Annotated in this window: 14 protein-coding genes; 9 read left to right on the top strand and 5 right to left on the bottom strand. The window is 59.3% G+C overall.

Annotated features, from left to right (window positions below; genetic code table 11):
- Window positions 1-95 precede the first annotated feature (95 nt).
- The 5 genes from AC1DCP_RS12125 (at window position 96) to AC1DCP_RS12105 (ending at window position 5,152) form a co-directional block, all read left to right on the top strand.
- Window positions 96-812, top strand: a complete 717-nt coding sequence (locus tag AC1DCP_RS12125) for a FadR/GntR family transcriptional regulator (RefSeq protein ID WP_003516533.1) — start codon at window positions 96-98, stop codon at window positions 810-812.
- Window positions 813-1,018: 206 nt separating this feature from the next.
- Window positions 1,019-2,179 (top strand): fumarylacetoacetate hydrolase family protein, encoded by a 1,161-nt coding sequence (locus AC1DCP_RS12120; RefSeq protein ID WP_065688698.1) that lies wholly within the window; start codon window positions 1,019-1,021, stop codon window positions 2,177-2,179.
- A 116-nt stretch (window positions 2,180-2,295) separates the two neighbouring features.
- Complete coding sequence (locus tag AC1DCP_RS12115) at window positions 2,296-2,826, top strand: TRAP transporter small permease (protein ID WP_003516529.1); 531 nt, start codon at window positions 2,296-2,298, stop codon at window positions 2,824-2,826.
- Between the two features lie 4 nt (window positions 2,827-2,830).
- A complete protein-coding gene (locus tag AC1DCP_RS12110) occupies window positions 2,831-4,108 on the top strand; it encodes a TRAP transporter large permease (RefSeq protein ID WP_019566002.1) in 1,278 nt (425 codons plus the stop codon).
- A 36-nt stretch (window positions 4,109-4,144) separates the two neighbouring features.
- Window positions 4,145-5,152, top strand: a complete 1,008-nt coding sequence (locus AC1DCP_RS12105) for a TRAP transporter substrate-binding protein (protein ID WP_003516523.1) — start codon at window positions 4,145-4,147, stop codon at window positions 5,150-5,152.
- Between the two features lie 105 nt (window positions 5,153-5,257).
- Here AC1DCP_RS12105 and acs read toward each other — a convergent pair whose 3' ends face one another.
- Window positions 5,258-7,213 (bottom strand): acetate--CoA ligase, encoded by a 1,956-nt coding sequence (gene acs / locus AC1DCP_RS12100; RefSeq protein WP_003516521.1) that lies wholly within the window; start codon window positions 7,211-7,213, stop codon window positions 5,258-5,260.
- A 232-nt stretch (window positions 7,214-7,445) separates the two neighbouring features.
- On the opposite strand from acs, the gene AC1DCP_RS12095 reads away from it, so the two are divergent.
- Complete coding sequence (locus AC1DCP_RS12095; protein ID WP_003516519.1) at window positions 7,446-8,150, top strand: DUF1013 domain-containing protein; 705 nt, start codon at window positions 7,446-7,448, stop codon at window positions 8,148-8,150.
- Between the two features lie 106 nt (window positions 8,151-8,256).
- Here AC1DCP_RS12095 and AC1DCP_RS12090 read toward each other — a convergent pair whose 3' ends face one another.
- Window positions 8,257-8,916 (bottom strand): YggS family pyridoxal phosphate-dependent enzyme, encoded by a 660-nt coding sequence (locus tag AC1DCP_RS12090; protein ID WP_476774299.1) that lies wholly within the window; start codon window positions 8,914-8,916, stop codon window positions 8,257-8,259.
- A 193-nt stretch (window positions 8,917-9,109) separates the two neighbouring features.
- Between AC1DCP_RS12090 and leuS the strand changes: the two genes are divergently transcribed.
- The 3 genes from leuS to holA are packed head-to-tail and all read left to right on the top strand — an operon-like array spanning window position 9,110 to window position 13,327.
- Window positions 9,110-11,740, top strand: coding sequence for a leucine--tRNA ligase (gene leuS, locus AC1DCP_RS12085; protein ID WP_003516514.1), 2,631 nt, complete (start codon window positions 9,110-9,112; stop codon window positions 11,738-11,740).
- 46 nt (window positions 11,741-11,786) lie between these two features.
- Complete coding sequence (gene lptE, locus AC1DCP_RS12080) at window positions 11,787-12,278, top strand: LPS assembly lipoprotein LptE (RefSeq protein WP_003516512.1); 492 nt, start codon at window positions 11,787-11,789, stop codon at window positions 12,276-12,278.
- Between the two features lie 11 nt (window positions 12,279-12,289).
- On the top strand, window positions 12,290-13,327 hold the full coding sequence (gene holA, locus AC1DCP_RS12075) for a DNA polymerase III subunit delta (RefSeq protein ID WP_003516510.1): 1,038 nt from the start codon (window positions 12,290-12,292) through the stop codon (window positions 13,325-13,327).
- A gap of 86 nt (window positions 13,328-13,413) precedes the next feature.
- Here holA and fdxA read toward each other — a convergent pair whose 3' ends face one another.
- From fdxA to AC1DCP_RS12060, 3 genes are all read right to left on the bottom strand, one after another.
- The gene (fdxA, locus tag AC1DCP_RS12070) at window positions 13,414-13,752 is read right to left on the bottom strand and encodes a ferredoxin FdxA (protein WP_003516508.1); all 339 of its coding nucleotides are present in this window, start codon (window positions 13,750-13,752) and stop codon (window positions 13,414-13,416) included.
- A gap of 158 nt (window positions 13,753-13,910) precedes the next feature.
- Window positions 13,911-14,327 (bottom strand): RNA-binding S4 domain-containing protein, encoded by a 417-nt coding sequence (locus tag AC1DCP_RS12065; protein WP_003516506.1) that lies wholly within the window; start codon window positions 14,325-14,327, stop codon window positions 13,911-13,913.
- Window positions 14,328-14,330: 3 nt separating this feature from the next.
- The gene (locus AC1DCP_RS12060) at window positions 14,331-17,417 is read right to left on the bottom strand and encodes a helicase-related protein (protein ID WP_065688699.1); all 3,087 of its coding nucleotides are present in this window, start codon (window positions 17,415-17,417) and stop codon (window positions 14,331-14,333) included.
- Window positions 17,418-17,536: the final 119 nt, after the last annotated feature.

The raw sequence follows: 17,536 nt of genomic DNA, 5'->3' as shown, positions 1-17,536 counted from the left end.
ATACGCCGCCTCTGAAAACCCCGCTGACGGCGAAGGAGGAAGTCGCCTGCCGCGGGAAAAAACGGACCAATCGTTTCTGTGGAACGGGAGCAATCATGACGCTGGAGTTCAGTCAGATACATCGCAACGATCATCTGCCCGGCCGGATCGCCGCGGAGATCGCCCGCGAAATCAATGATTCGAAACTCGGGCCGGGCGACAGGCTGCCCACGGAACATGTTCTGGCGAAAACCTTCGGCGTCAGCCGCTCGGTCATCCGTGAAGCGATAGCGCAATTGCGCAACGAAGGTTTTGTCGAAACACGGCAAGGCGTGGGCGCTTTCGTCACCGATCCCCGGCAGAGACTGTCCATTCGCATCGAGCGGTCCCGTCTGAACGATCCGGAAAATTTCCGCGATCTCTTCCAGCTTCGCATGCCGATGGAAATCGAGGCGGCGGGTCTGGCGGCACTCCACCGCAACCCGCAGCAGCTGGCGCGGCTGGCGGCGGCACTGGAAAAGATGCGAACGACCGACGACTGGTCGACGGAGGGCGTTGCGGCCGATCTCGACTTTCACCGTATTCTGGCGGAAGCGACGCAGAACGAATATTTCCTGATGTTTCTCGGCTTTATCGCAGAACGCATCAGCTCGGCTATCAACATCGCCTTCTCCCGTGCTATTTTCGGGGAAATCCTCGAGGTGACGATCGCCGAACATGTGGCAATCTTCGAAGCCGTCGAACGCGCCGATGCGACTGCGGCCAAGGATGCGATGCGCAAACATCTGCTCGGGGCAGCAAGCCGGGTCAATCTGGAACTGGATATCTTCTGAGCCGCAAACAGAAGCTTAAACGGCAAAGCTATAGGACAGGTTTCGCTGCTTTCCGGCAATCCAGAGGCGAAAGACGATAATTTTGTCTGCGGTGCCGCTAGACTCGCTGTAAAAGTCATACTAAGAAGAATGAGATTAGGTTGTCAGACATCCAGACAATATGACCGCAGGAGGCGGCTGTCGGAGGGCTGAAGGGGAGGATATATATGACCGGCTCAAGGTCCATCGACGCTACCGCTATTTTGCCTGAAGACTTTGGAAACGCCCTGCTCGTCGGCCGCGTATGGTCGAAAAGCGAAGGCGGCCCCTGCCCCGTTCTGCTAAAGGGCGGCGTGCTATACGACCTCACCTCTCTTTCGCCGACCATGTCGGAACTTCTGGAAAAGACGGATCTGGTGGAGCTGCTTGCAGACACCGGCACATTCGTGGCGCTTGGCGCGCTCGAGGCCTTTCTGGATGGCTCCGCTGGTGAACTTCTCGCCCCCAACGATATTCAGGCCGTCAAGGCTGCAGGCGTGACCTTCGCCGACAGCATGCTGGAACGCGTGATCGAGGAGCAGGCTAAGGGCGATCCACTTCGCGCGCAGGAAATACGCGGACGGCTGGCGCCGGTTCTCGGCGACAATCTCAAGGGACTTGAGGCCGGTTCGGAAAAAGCAGCCGAAGTGAAGAAACTGCTGCAGGAAATGGGCCTGTGGTCGCAATATCTGGAAGTTGGCATCGGTCCGGATGCGGAGATATTCTCCAAGGCGCAGGCCATGGCCTCCGTCGGCTGCGGCGCGCTGATCGGCGTTCACCCGAAGTCGCAGTGGAACAACCCGGAGCCGGAAGTGGTGCTGGCCATTGCCTCCGACGGCCGTATCGTTGGCGCGACGCTCGGCAACGACGTCAACCTGCGTGACTTCGAGGGCCGCTCCGCCCTCCTGCTCAGCAAGGCAAAAGACAACAACGCATCCTGCGCAATCGGTCCCTTCATCCGCCTGTTTGATGGACGCTTTACCATCGAAGACGTGAAGAAGGCGCAGATATCGCTTCTGGTCGAAGGTGAGGACGGCTTCACCATGACGGGTGCAAGCGCAATGCAGGCGATCAGCCGCACGCCGGAAAACCTCGCTTCCCAGCTCTTGAACCGCAACCATCAGTATCCTGACGGCGCCGTCTTTTTCCTTGGTACGATGTTCGCGCCGGTAAAGGACCGCCATGGCCCGGGTCTCGGCTTCACCCACTCCAAGGGCGACCGTGTCGAAATCTCCACGCCCAAGCTCGGCAAGCTGATCAACTGGGTCACGACGACAGACGAATGCCCGGAATGGACATTCGGCACCGCGGCCCTCATGCGCAACCTGGCGAAACGCGGGCTGCTCTAGGCAATCCAGCAAAACTGCATCGCGGTTTTGCGCCCAGAATTGCGAAAACCCATAGGTGGAGCATTGAGGGCGATCCTTCGTCGAAAATGCTCCAGATATTTCTTCGGGAGGGGAAAATGCAAAAGACCATCAATCTCTTTTACCGGATTCTCGAAATCATTCTCGTCCTGCTGCTCGCCGGCATGTCGATCATGGTCTTCGTCAACGTTGTCATGCGTTACACGATGAATTCCGGCATCAATATCTCGGAAGAATTGTCGCGATACTTCTTCGTATGGCTGACCTTCATCGGCGCCGTACTGACCTTCCGTGAAAACAGCCATATGGGCATCGAAACTCTCGTGATGTTCCTGTCGCGCCGCGCCCGTGTCGTGTGCATGGTCTTGTCGAACATTATCATTCTGGGCTGTTCCGCCATCTTCTTCTGGGGAACATGGAAGCAGTCCGCCATCAACGCCAGCATGCATGCGCCTGTCACCAAGCTGTCGATGATCTGGGTCTACGGCATCGGCATGTTCACCGGCGGCCTGATGTTCATCATCGCTCTGGAACGCCTCTACCGTTATGTGACGGGCCGCGTGACAGAGGATGAAATCGCCCAGTTCGCCGGCGAGAACCTCACGATCGAACAGCTTTCGGAGCGCTGATACCATGACACTTTTCGTTTTTGTCGGCTCTCTTCTCGGAGCCATGGCGATTGGCGTTCCCGTCGCTTTCTCGCTGATGTTCTGTGGCGTCGTGCTCATGTGGTACATGGGCATGTTCAACACCGCGATCATCGCCCAGAACATGATCTCGGGCGCGGACACCTTCACGCTGCTCGCCATCCCCTTCTTCATTCTGGCTGGCGAACTGATGAACTCCGGTGGTCTTTCCCGCCGCATCATCGACTTTGCGATTGCGCTTGTGGGCCATATCAGGGGCGGTCTCGGCATCGTGGCGATTGTCGCGGCCATCATCATGGCCAGCATCTCCGGTTCGGCCGCTGCCGACACCGCAGCCCTTGCCGCGATCCTCATCCCGATGATGGCGAAAGCTGGTTACAACATTCCGCGCTCCGGCGGCCTCATCGCTGCAGGCGGCATCATTGCCCCGGTCATTCCGCCTTCCATGGCCTTCATCGTCTTCGGCGTCGCCGCAAACGTTTCGATCACCCAGCTTTTCCTTGCCGGTATCGTACCCGGCATTCTGATGGGCATTTCGCTGATCATCGCCTGGCTGATCGTGGTCCGAAAGGATAACATCAAGCCGCTGCCCAAGACCTCGGGCAAGGAACGTCTGGTTGCCACGGTCCGCGCCGGCTGGGCGCTTGGCATGCCGGTCATCATTCTGGGCGGCATCAAGGCAGGCATCATGACGCCGACGGAAGCCGCCGTTGTCGCTGCCGGCTACGCTCTTTTCGTCGGCATGGTGATCTACCGCGAACTGAAGCCGGCGGATCTGTTCCACGTTCTTCTGCGCGCTGCCAAGAGCACCTCGATCATCATGTTCCTTGTCTGCGCAGCCCTCGTCTCCGCATGGCTCATCACGGCTGCGAACATTCCAAACGAAGTCGCCGGTTATATCGAACCGCTGATCGATCGTCCGATGCTTCTGATGGTTGCCATGATGGTGCTGGTCTTCATCGTAGGAACCGCGCTCGACCTTACACCGACCATCCTGATCCTGACGCCCGTTCTGATGCCAATCGTCAAGCAGGCAGGCATCGACCCGGTCTATTTCGGCGTCCTCTTCATCATCAACAATGCCATCGGCCTGATTACCCCGCCGGTCGGTGTCGTGCTGAACGTCGTCTCAGGCGTCGGACGCATCCCGCTCGGCAAGGTCACGATCGGTGTCTGGCCTTTCCTCGTTGCAGAAACCATCGTTCTGGCGTTGCTCGTGGTTTTCCCGGACATCGTGATGGTTCCGTTGCAGTACCTTCGTTAATCGCCACTTCTCAACCAAAATCCAAGGGAGGATATTATGAGAAAGCTTCTTCTGACCACCACGGCCATCGCTTTCGCGGTGGGCGCCGCAGCCCCGGCAATGGCTGAATTCAACAGCCGCAACATCCGCGTTTCGAACGGCATCAACCAGGACCACCCGGTCGGCAACGGCATCAAGGCCATGCAGGCCTGCCTCGACGACAAGTCGGGCGGCAAGCTGAAGCTGACGGCATTCTGGGGCGGCGCTCTCGGCGGCGACCTTCAGGCGACGCAGGCCCTGCGCTCCGGCGTTCAGGAAGCGGTTGTTACGTCCTCGTCACCGCTCGTCGGCCTGATCCCGTCGCTCGGCGTCTTCGACCTGCCGTTCCTGTTTTCCAATGCCAAGGAAGCCGATGCCGTGATGGACGGCGCCTTCGGCGACATGATGAACAAGAAGCTGGAAGAACAGGGCCTCGTAAACCTGGCCTACTGGGAAAACGGTTTCCGCAACCTCTCGAACTCCAAGCACGCCGTGAACAAGTGGGAAGACTTTTCCGGCCTGAAGGTTCGCGTGATGCAGAACAACATCTTCCTCGACACCTTCCAGAACCTCGGCGCCAATGCAACGCCGATGGCTTTCGGTGAAGTGTTCTCGGCACTTGAAACCAACGCGATCGACGCACAGGAAAACCCCTATGTGACGATCGACACCTCCAAGTTCTACGAGGTGCAGAAGTACATCACCGAGACGAACCACGCCTACACGCCGTTCCTCTTCCTCTTCTCCAAGCCGATCTTCGACAGCTACACGCCCGAAGAACAGACGGCCCTGCGCGAATGCGCAGTCGTCGGCCGTGACGAAGAGCGAAAGGTCATCCGCGAACTGAACCAGAAGTCGCTGGAAAAGATCAAGGCTGCAGGACTTGAAGTGAACTCGCTGTCTGCGGAAGAGCAGGCACGTATCCGCGAAAAGTCGATGGTCGTTTACGAAAAGCACAAGGCTGAAATCGGTGCCGACGTCGTTGACGCCGTTCTGGCGGACCTGAAGAAGATCCGCGGCCAGTAATCCTGTCTGGATAAAATTAAAACACCCGGAGGTCAGCCTCCGGGTGTTTTTGTTTATGCGAATACAGAAAAGAAAAAGGCTGCCAAAGCAGCCTCTTCCAGAAAATCAGGACGCCGTGCGGTTTTGCCGGTTGGCGATGAGATCTTCGACCACCGCGGGATCTGCAAGCGTCGATGTATCCCCAAGCGCGCCGAAATCATCCTCGGCGATCTTGCGCAGAATACGCCGCATGATCTTACCCGAACGGGTCTTCGGCAGGCCTGGCGCGAACTGGATCTTGTCTGGCGTCGCAACCGGCCCGATCTCGTTGCGGACGTGCTTTACCAGCTCCTCGCGCAACGCATAGTCGCCGCTCTGGCCCGCCATCAACGTGACATAACAATAAATGCCCTGGCCCTTGATGGCATGCGGGTAACCCACGACCGCCGCTTCCGAAACCTGATGATGCGAAACAAGTGCCGACTCGACTTCGGCGGTGCCGAGGCGGTGGCCGGAGACGTTAAGCACGTCATCGACGCGGCCAGTGATCCAGTAATAACCGTCCTCATCGCGCCGGCAGCCGTCACCGGTGAAATACTTGCCCTTATAGGTCGAGAAATAGGTGTCGACGAAGCGCTGGTGATCCCCGTAAACGGACCGCGACTGGCCCGGCCAGCTGTCGATGATGCAGAGATTGCCGTCGGCCGGCCCCTCCAGCACGTTGCCTTCTGCATCGACCAGCTGCGGCTGCACGCCGAAGAACGGCCTTGTCGCCGAACCCGGCTTCAGGTCCGTCGCACCCGGCAGCGGCGAGATGAGAATGCCGCCCGTTTCCGTCTGCCACCAGGTATCGACGATGGGGCTCTTGTCCTCGCCGACCACATGGTAATACCACTCCCACGCTTCGGGATTGATCGGCTCGCCCACCGTGCCGAGAAGCCGCAGGCTTTCGCGCGACGAACGCGTGACGAACTGGTCGCCCGCCCCCATCAGGGATCGGAGCGCCGTCGGTGCGGTGTAGAAGATGTTGACCTTGTGCTTGTCGATGACTTCCCAGAACCGTCCCTGATCCGGGAAGTTGGGAACGCCTTCGAACATCAGCGTCGTCGCACAGTTCGCCAGCGGCCCGTAGACGATGTAGGAATGGCCGGTGACCCAGCCGACATCGGCGGTACACCAGAAGACCTCCCCGTCCTTGTAGTCGAAGACGTATTCATGCGTCATCGACGTATAAACGAGATAGCCGCCCGTGGTGTGCAGCACGCCCTTCGGCTTGCCGGTGGAGCCTGACGTGTAGAGGATGAACAGCGGATCTTCCGCCCTCATCTTCACCGGCGGGCAATCCGGTTTCACCGTGGCGATTTCCTGATGGTACCAGATGTCGCGGCCGGGCGCCCAGCCGGTCTTGCCGCCGGTGCGGCGCACGACCAGAACCTTGTTGACGATGACATATTGCTTGGCGGCAATATCGATCGCCTTGTCGGTATTTTCCTTGAGCGGGATCGGCTTGCCGCCACGCACGCCTTCATCGCAGGTGATGACGAAGGTGGACTGGCAATCGACGATGCGGCCGGCCAGGGCTTCCGGCGAGAAGCCGCCGAACACTACCGAATGAATGGCGCCGATGCGGGCGCAGGCGAGCATGGCATAGGCCGCCTCGGGTATCATCGGCATATAGATGGTGACCCGGTCGCCCTTCTTGACACCATGCTTCTTCAGCACGTTCGCCAGGCGGCAGACATAGTCATAGAGCTGATTGTAGGTGATCTTCTTGTCGATATAGGGATTGTCACCTTCCCAGATGATCGCCGTGCGTTCGCCATGCGTCTTCAGGTGCCGGTCGATACAGTTGTAGGAGACGTTCGTCAGGCCGTCCTCGAACCACTTGATCGGCACTCTTCCCTTGAAGGACGTGTTCTTGACCTTGGTATAGGGCTTGAACCAGTCGATCCGCCGGCCGTGCTTGTCCCAGAACTTCTCGGGATCCTCGACGCTCTCCTGATACCATTTCTGGTAACGCTCATTGTCGATGAGCGTGCGGGCTTTCGCCGATTTGAGCACGGGGTAGATTTTGGCAGACATGAACTCCTCCTGGAACCAGATATGGCTTGATATGCGCGACCTTGAGACTCCCACCTCAGGCATGTGTTGAATTCATAGCAGTTCAAATGCACACGGCAATTAGACAAAGGCATTTGTTTCGCAAAGAATTGCAATTATGATGCAATCCGGTTATAGAGCGCCAATATCCCGGAAATCAGTGGTTGATACCACGCCCGCGACCCCGGCGCGGACGGACAGAAGGACTGTATCTATGGCTCAACAATTGCTCATGCCAAAAGCTACGGCTGTATGGCTGGTAGACAACACCGCGCTGTCGTTCGATCAGATCGCCACGTTCTGCAAACTGCATCCGCTTGAAGTCAAGGCAATCGCCGACGGTGAAGCCGCGCAGGGCATCAAGGGTCTCGACCCGATCGCGACCGGACAGCTTTCCCGCGACGAGATCGCCCGCGCTGAAGGCAACCCGAACCACAAGCTCAAGCTTTCCGAGCCAAAGGTTCGTGTGCCGGAATCCAAGCGCCGTGGCCCGCGCTACACGCCGGTTTCCAAGCGTCAGGATCGTCCGAACGCCATTCTCTGGCTGGTCCGCAATCATCCTGAGCTGAAGGACGCGCAGATTTCGCGTCTTGTTGGCACCACCAAATCCACCATCGAGCAGATCCGCGACCGCACCCACTGGAACTCGGCAAACCTCACCCCGATGGATCCGGTAACGCTTGGTCTCTGCAGCCAGATCGATCTCGATCTTGAAGTTGAACGCGCATCGCGCGGCCGCCCGCTGCCGACAGCAGAAGAGCTTGGCAACACGCTGCAGCCGGCAACGGCGACGGAAGGTCTGGATTACAACTTCCAGCGCGACGAAGAAGAAAAGCAGATCGACGCGGACGCCGTCTTCAAGAAGCTCAGCTCGTTGAAATCGGCTCCGAAGGACGAAGACGAGGACGATCACTACTGATCGAAAGTCTTTCCGTTTATGAAAACCCGGCCGTCGTGCCGGGTTTTTGTTTTCAGAGCTTCAGGGCACTTCCAGTAAACCGGCTATGCGCTTTACCGGAAATGCTCTAGCGGGCACCGAAGATTGCCGAGCCGACACGCACACTGGTGGCGCCGAATTCTATCGCCGTCTCGAAGTCCCCCGACATGCCCATGGAGAGCTTCTCGAGGCCGCATCGTCTGGCAAGCTTCGCCAGAAGCGCAAAATGCGGACCGGGATTTTCATCCGCAGGCGGAATGCACATCAGGCCCTCGACCGACAATTTCAGCTCGTCCCGGCAAAAAGCCACGAAGGCGACCGTCTCGCGTGGATCGATGCCAGCCTTCTGTGGCTCCAGCCCGGTATTGACCTGCACATAAAAACGAAGGCTGCGGCCCTGTTTGACGCATTCCTCGGAAAGCGCACGGGCGATCTTCTCCCGATCAACGCTCTGTACGACGTCGAACAGCGCAACGGCATCCGCCGCCTTGTTGGATTGCAGCGGCCCGATCAGGTGCAGCTCTATACCCGATGTCTTTTCTTTAAGCGCAGGCCACTTGCCCTGCGCTTCCTGTACGCGGTTCTCGCCGAACACGCGCTGGCCGCTGTCGATGACCGGCTGGATCTCTTGCGCATCGAATGTCTTCGAGACGGCGACGAGAGAAACATCCGTCGCCTTGCGGCCGGACTTTTCCGCTGTCTCCGCTATGCGTTGCCTGACATCCTCAAGACGTGCTTCGATTTCCATCACAGGACCTCTATTTGAAACATTCTGAACGCTAACTAGACGCCGATTGCCTTGATGCCAAGCGGGTTTAGCACCATTTGAGGCACGCTGGCCAAGATTGAACGCCCGGAGGCCCCGCCAAACTTGACGCCCCGGTCGTTTCATGGTGAAGGTCAGCGCAAATTTTTCCCCTCGATACCCGGAATTCTAAACAATGGCCATCGAACGTTACAATCCTCGCGACGCCGAGCCGCGCTGGCAGCAGAAATGGAACGAAGACAAGGTTTTCGTGACCGACAACAGCGATCCGCGCGAGAAGTATTACGTTCTAGAGATGTTTCCCTACCCGTCGGGACGCATTCACATGGGCCACGTCCGCAACTACGCGATGGGCGATGTCGTGGCGCGCTACAAGCGCGCGCGCGGCTTCAACGTTCTGCACCCCATGGGCTGGGACGCCTTCGGCATGCCTGCCGAAAACGCGGCTATGCAGAACAAGGTTCACCCGAAGGACTGGACCTATCAGAACATCGCCACCATGCGTGGCCAGCTGAAATCCATGGGCCTGTCGCTGGACTGGACCCGCGAATTTGCGACTTGCGATGTGGAATATTACCACCGCCAGCAGGCGCTGTTCGTCGATTTCATGGAAAAGGGTCTGGTCTACCGCAAGCAGTCCAAGGTCAACTGGGATCCGGTCGACCATACCGTTCTGGCCAATGAGCAGGTCATCGACGGCCGCGGCTGGCGTTCCGGCGCGCTGGTCGAACAGCGCGAATTGACGCAGTGGTTCTTCCGAATCACCGATTTCAGCCAGGATCTGCTGGACGAGCTGGACACGCTGGATCAGTGGCCGGAAAAAGTACGCCTGATGCAGAAGAACTGGATCGGCCGCTCCGAAGGCCTGTCGCTGCGCTGGCAGACCGTTGCTGGCACAGTGCCGGAAGGCTTTGCCGATATCACCGTTTATACCACGCGTCCCGACACCCTGTTCGGCGCATCCTTCCTGGCAATCGCCGCCGACCATCCGCTGGCAAGAGAGCTGTCGGAGAAGAACCCTGATATTGCCGAGTTCTGCGACGAGTGCCGCCGCCATGGCACGTCTCTCGCAGCGCTGGAAACAGCGGAAAAGAAGGGTATCGATACCGGCGTCAAGGTCGTGCATCCGCTGGACCCGACGTGGGAACTGCCGGTCTATGTCGCCAACTTCGTGCTGATGGACTACGGCACCGGCGCGATATTTGGCTGCCCTTCGGGTGACCAGCGCGATCTGGATTTCGCCCGTAAATACGATTTGCCCGTGGTGGCCGTCGTGGCGCCGGAAGGCCCCGACGCTGCCAGCTTCACCATTGAAGACGTCGCCTTCACCGATGATGGCGTGATGATCAACTCCGGCTTCCTGAACGGCATGAACACGACTGACGCCTTTGAGGCGGTCGTGCAGAAGCTCTCTGCCCAGACGCTGGGCAACACGCCGCAGGCCGAGCGCAAGGTCAATTTCCGCCTGCGCGACTGGGGCATTTCCCGCCAGCGTTACTGGGGTTGCCCGATACCCGTCATCCATTGCGAAGTCTGCGGCGTAGTTCCGGTTCCGAAGAAGGACCTGCCGGTCAAGCTGCCCGACGACGTGACCTTCGACGTGCCCGGCAACCCACTGGATCGCCACCCCACATGGCGTCACGTTGCCTGCCCGCAATGCGGCCATGACGCACGCCGTGAAACCGACACGATGGACACATTCGTCGATTCCAGCTGGTACTACACGCGCTTCACCGCGCCTTGGGAAGATGAGCCGACGGATCCGAAGGCCGCAAACCACTGGCTGCCGGTGGACCAGTATATCGGCGGCATCGAGCATGCTATTCTGCACTTGCTCTATTCGCGCTTCTTCACCCGCGCCATGCGCGAGACCGGCCATGTCGGCGTCAAGGAGCCCTTCAAGGGCCTGTTCACGCAGGGCATGGTTGTGCACGAGACCTACAGCCACGGTGAAGGCCTGACCCGTGAATGGGTAGCGCCCGCCGACCTGCGCATCGAAGAGACTGACGGTGCCCGCCGGGCATTCCTCTTGTCCTCCGGTGCGGAAGTGAAGATCGGCTCGATCGAGAAGATGTCGAAGTCGAAGAAGAACGTGGTCGACCCGGATGACATCATCGCATCCTACGGTGCGGATACCGCTCGCTTCTTCGTCCTGTCGGATTCTCCGCCCGACCGCGACGTCATCTGGTCCGAAGCCGGTGTGGAAGGCTCAAACCGCTTCGTACAGCGCGTCTGGCGCATCATCGGCGAAGTCGCGACCGAGCTGAAGAGCGTCACGCCGAAGCCCGCGAGCGAGGGCGAGGGCCTGGCAGTATCCAAGGCAGCCCACAAGACGCTGAAGGCCGTTCAGGAGGATCTGGACAAGCTTGCCTTCAACAAGGCGATCGCCCGCATCTACGAACTGGTCAACGCGCTCGCAGCTCCGCTGGCGGATGTCGCGGCTGGTGGCAAGCCTGATGACGTCAAGGCGGCGGCGCGTGATGCCGTCGAAATCCTCATTCGCATCATTGCCCCCATGACGCCGCATCTGGCCGAAGAATGCTGGTCGGCGCTGGGCAACGAGGGTCTCGTCGCCCAGACGCCGTGGCCAACTTTTGTACCCTCGCTGGTCGAGGAAAACGATGTGGTCATGCCCGTTCAGGTCAACGGCAAGAAGCGCGGCGAATTGACAATCGCGCGCGATGCGGATCAAGATGCGGTCCGAGCGGCCGCCCTTGCGCTGGATGCCGTCAAATCCATTCTTGCCGGTGGCGAGCCCAAAAAAGTCATCGTGGTTCCGCAGAGGATTGTGAACATTGTTGTCTGACGTTTTTTCGAGATGGAGCCGCGTTGCGGCAGCAGTTTCCGTCGTGATGATGGCCGGTCTTCTGGCAGGCTGCCAGGTCCGCCCGCTTTACGGCGAGGCTTCCGGAACCAAGGAGAGACTGGCGGCTGTCAGCATCTCGAATGCCGGCGACCGCATAACGCAGGAAGTGCGCAATCAGCTGATCTTCCTGGTGTCCGGCGGTGCGGGTGAACCGGCTACGGCTCAGTACAACGTCAAGTTATCCGTAAGCTCGAGCGCCACGTCCACGGAAGTCGAGAACTACGATCTGACGACCCGTACCAACAGCAATTATAACGGCCCTTACCCAGGCCGTGTTGTGATGAACGGTAATTACGTCCTGACGCGTATTTCCGACGGCCAGATCCTGCGCTCCGCGCGGCGTAGCGTAACGGCGCAGGTGGATCTGCCACAGCAGGAATTCGCCAAGATCAGGGCGATCCGCGACGCAGAAAACCGTGCGGCCCGGGAACTGGCTGAAATCATCCGTACCGATATCGCTGCCACCCTTGGCCGCTGAGAGCGGCGGCCGTGGCAGAGATAAAATCGCATGAATTTGAGCGCTTCGCCGAAAATCCGGCGGAGCGCTTTCGCGTTTTCGTGCTCTACGGCCCGGATCGCGGCCTCGTGTCGGAGCGGGCCAACCTCATCGCCAAAAAGACCGGCATTGACCCGGATGACGCCTTTGCATCGTTGAAGCTGAGCGCATCCGACCTGCAGGGCGATCCCGGCCGCCTTCTCGACGAGGTGAACGCCATCGGCCTTTTCGGTGGCGAAAAACTCGTCTGGATCAAAAGTGCCTCGGCTGAAAAGGCGCTGGTGGATGCTCTCCAGATTCTGGCTGAGACGCCGCCCGAAGCCAGCTTCCTCATCATCGAGGCCGGCGACATTAAAAAAGGCACGGGCCTGCGCAAGATCGCAGAACCCGCTCGCTCTATCGCAGCAATCCCGTGTTATGCGGATGACGCCCGTTCGTTGAATGCGTTGATCGATCAGGAACTGTCTGCCGACAATCTGCGCATTGCCCCGGCCGCACGGCAGAGGCTGATCGAGCAGTTGGGCGGCGATCGGATTGCCTCGCGCAACGAGATCCGCAAGCTTGCGCTCTATTGCCGCGGCGCAGAGGTGATCGAGGAAGATGATGTGCTGGCAATCATCGGCGATGCCAGCACGGTTTCGGCTGACGACGCCGTCGATGCCATCCTGAAGGGCGACAGAAACGCCTTTTTCCACGCCACCCAGAAGATCGTCTCGTCGAAGACGCCGATCTTTCTCGTGCTTCAGGGATGCCTCAAGCAATTTCAGTTGCTGGATCAGATGCGCGCCGAAATGGATGAGAAAAAGCAGCAGGCCGGGCAGGTCATGCAAACGCTTGGACGCCACATCCATTTTCGCAGGAAACCGGTTATCGAAAGGGCGCTGCGAACCTGGCAGCCAGCGGCGATCGCCCGTGAGATGAACCGCCTGCAAGCGGCCATATTGCAAAGCCGCCAGCGCCAAAGCCTGGAAGACAGCGTGGCGCTTTTGACCCTGCTATCGACCACATTGCAATCAGGCCGCGGCGGATAACTCGCTGAAGGTCGGCAAAAAGCCCTCACGCTGACGCTGCGAGGGCTTTTAAAATCATGATACCAAGGACACCAGTCGTTGAGAACTCAGTCGCCCTTACCCGGCTCGGCAGAGAAATAAAGCTCGAGCTTGCCTGTCACGCCATCCATTTCCTTGGCTTCCGGCAAGGGGTCGCGCTTGATGGTGATATTCGGCCAGATCGCCGCATATTCCGTATTCAGCTTCAGCCACTTGTCGAGACCCGGCTCAGTGTCGGGCTTGATCGCTTCGGCAGGACATTCCGGTTCGCACACACCACAATCGATGCATTCGTCAGGATTGATAGCGAGGAAATTTTCACCCTCGTAAAAGCAGTCGACAGGGCAGACTTCAACGCAATCGGTGTATTTGCAGCGGATGCAATTGTCGGTCACGACATATGTCATGATGAACTCCAGAATATGCAGGCCGGGTCTGTGGGCTTCGGAACACAAGCCGTCGCCCGGAATTCAGACAGGGCAATTTTGCAAGTGAGGTAATGCCTTTGCCTTCAGATAGCAAGGATAAACAATTCTGAAAAACCGCTAAGACTTGAAGGTTTATTCTATTCTTTGTTTCCGTCGCTGTCCGACAGGAACCTGTCGAGCGCCCTGCGCTCTTTTTTGGTGGGGCGACCGCTTCCCGGCTGACGTATCGCCTGCTCCAGCGGGCTCAGCCTGTCGGAAGGCTCGCGCGGCGGCGTCAGATCGTCGTAGAGAAGTTTGGCCTCTTCATAGGGCCCGCGCCGCTCGCCCCCGGATTTGACGACAAGCACCTTGTCCATGCGCTCGAAACCGATATCGAGCCTGTCACCAGCCTTTACCAGATGGCTGGGCTGGCGAATGGAGACACCGTTGACCTTGACCTTGCCCGACTGAATGTAGCTCTGGGCAAGTGAACGGGATTTGGCCATGCGGGCAAAGAACAGCCACTTGTCCAGACGCTGACGCGTGCTTTCGAGTGGCTGTTCGTTGCTCCCCATAGCTTACTTCTTCAGCTGCTCCTTGAGAGCAGCAAGCTTGGCGAAGGGCGAATCCGGATCGATCGGCTTTTCCTTACGCGGCGGCTTGGCTTCGAAACGCTGCTGACCCTGCGGTTTCCCGCCACGGTCGTTGCGGTCCGGCCTGTCCTTGCGCTCCCCGCGATCCTGACGATCATTATTGCGGTTGTTGCCACGGTCGGGACGTCCGCCATCACGCTTGCGCTCGCCGTCACCGCCACGATTGGCAGCCTCGCGATTTGCTCCGTCACGATTATCGCGACGGCCTTCGCCACGACGTTCACCCTGTTCGCGTGGCGCCTGATCGCGACCCTCGCCACGGCCTTGACCGCGGTTGCCGGGACGACGGTTTTCACCACGCTGGTTTTCGTTGCGACCACCCGGACGCCAAAGAAGAACAGGCTTCGGCTCGGCAGCCTCGGCGCTTTCCGTCGGCGCAGCCTCGCTAACAGCAGCCTCTTGGCCCACAGCTTCCGCAACCGGCGCTTCTTCAGCAGCTTCGACAGTCGTCGTCTCGGAAACCTGCTCTTCCGAAGCCGGTTCCTCGTGTTCGGTCTCTGCGCTCTCGTCTTCCGTCACCGCTTCAGAAGCGGCCGGAGCGGCAGCACCAGTCTGGTTGGCGAGGAAGGCCTGCGCCTCTTCCGCCGTTACCTGATCGGCACGATAACCGAGACCCTTGAGGATTTCCTCCATGTCGTCGAGCGTTGCGCCGAGAATGGAAAGCATTGCGGTCGTCGTCGTGAAACGGCGGCCGTCATAAGCGCCTTCCGGACGCGGCTGCTGACCGGGCTTCCACTGCAACAGTGGACGGATGAGATCGGCCAGACGCTCGAGAATGTCGATACGCACGGCGCGCTTTCCGAGGAAACGGAAACCGGCGAGCTTGTAGAACATCCGCTCGAAAGTCGGATCCGTCACGACAGAGGTGCGACCGGCGGCCAGCACCGGAATGAGATCGCCGTAACCCGGCTTGCCGAGACCATCGTTCTTCAGCGCCCAGAGCAGCGTGACAAGCTCCGCCGGAGCGGGCTTGAGAAGCGCGGGCAGGAAGACGTGATAGGCGCCGAAACGCACGCCGTAGCGGCGCATGGAGGCACGCGCATCCTGATCCAGCGACTTCACGTCTTCGGTGACGTCACGGCGGAACAGGACACCGAGATTTTCGACCAGCTGGAACGCCAGCCCCTTCGCCAGACCCTGAAGGTCTTCGGCGCGCGAAATATCGTCCAGCGGCTTCAGCACGGTCGCAATCTGATGATTGACGAAACGTTCGACGCGCGCCAGCGCATGATCGCGGGCATTGCCGCTCAACTGCTCGTCGGCAAAGAGGATCACGCGCGGCTTCATGATATTGTCGCCTGCCGAAAGGCGGGCCACCGGTTCGCCCAACCAGCGAACCAGACCATCGGAGCTCAAAGCGAGATCACCGTTTCCGCTGGCGTGCAGACGCGCGGCACGCGCCTCGTATTCGAGCGCGAGCGCCTTCTGCGCAGCAGCCTGCACGGCCTTCTGATCCGGCCCTTCCATTCCCGGCACCGGCGTGAACCGGAACCCGGCCAACTGGCCGACGTGATGTCCTTCTACGAAGACATCACCATTTACACTGATTTCAGCTTCAAGCATCGCATTCTCTCTCAGGCGCCTCATGAGCACAGATGTCCTGCGATCAACAAAGCGTTTCGTCAACCTTTCATGTAGAGCATCGGACAATCGATCTTCGATTTCCCGCGTCTTTTCTTGCCAGTGTGTCGGATCGGCAAGCCATCCTGGGCGGTTCGATACATAAGTCCATGTTCTGATCTGCGCAATCCTTGCAGACAAGGTATCGATCTCTCCATCGGTACGATCGGCGCGGCGCACCTGTTCGCCCATGAAATCTTCGTTCACCGTGCCACGTTTTACCAGATCGAAATAGAGCGTTGAGATCAGATCAGCATGTTGAGCGGGCGCAATGCGGCGATAATCCGGAAGCGCGCAGGCCTCCCAGAGTTTTTCCACCCGCGCCTCCGTCGTCGCCACGTCGATGATTTCAGGGTAGCGCGACAGATATTCGAGCGCCTGCTGGTCGATCGCCGGCAAGGCCCGTGACAGTCCCTGGATCGCCGGGGCGGCTTCGAGGCTCAGACGCAGATTGGTGATGGAGGAAAAATCGAAATTTTTCGTCCGCCATTGCAGCACCTTCACCGAGTCGAACTGATGGGTTTCGATACGCTCCACCAACTCGTCGTCAAATGGATCGACGCGCCCCGTCACGCCAAAGGTGCCATCGCGAAGATGGCGGCCGGCGCGGCCGGCGATCTGGCCGATCTCGCCCGGATTGAGATTGCGGAACTGATAGCCGTCAAACTTGCGGTCCTGCGCAAAGGCGACATGATCGACATCGAGGTTGAGACCCATGCCGATGGCATCCGTCGCCACGAGATATTCGACGTCGCCGGACTGGTAGAGCCCCACCTGGGCGTTGCGCGTACGCGGCGAAAGCGCGCCCATCACAACGGCTGCGCCACCACGCTGGCGACGCACCAGCTCGGCAATGGCATAGACCTCTTCCGCCGAAAAGGCGACGATTGCCGTGCGTTGCGGCAGGCGGGTTATCTTCTTCTGGCCCGCATAAAAAAGCTGCGACAGGCGCGGACGTTCGACCACGGTAATTCCCGGCAGCAGCTTTTCGAGGATCGGGCGCATCGTGCCCGCACCCAGAAGCAGCGTTTCCTCCCGCCCGCGCAGATGCAGCACGCGGTCGGTAAAGATATGCCCGCGCTCCAGATCACCCGCCAGCTGCACTTCATCGATGGCGACGAATGCGGCCGTTGTCTCGCGCGGCATGGCTTCCACCGTGCAGACGGAATATTTGGCTTTAGGAGGGGCGATCTTTTCTTCGCCGGTTATCAGCGCCACATTCGGCGCGCCCACCTTTTCGACAAGACGGGTATAGACCTCACGCGCCAGAAGGCGCAGCGGAAGGCCGATGACACCGTTGCCATGTGCCACCATGCGCTCAATGGCGTAATGGGTCTTGCCGGTATTGGTGGGGCCGAGAACGGCCGTGACACCGCGGCCGCTCAGGATCATGGGGCGAAAATTCAACGTACTATCCGTGAATCGACTTCATCTGCTTGCTGTACCGCCCGCCATTCACTGATACGGGCCGCACACGCAACACACATGGCAACGCCCGCCGACAAAGGCAA

Source organism: Agrobacterium sp. 10T429 (assembly GCF_056393925.1).
Note: the sequence above shows the minus strand (reverse complement) of the source record. Positions and strands in the feature narration are given on the sequence as shown.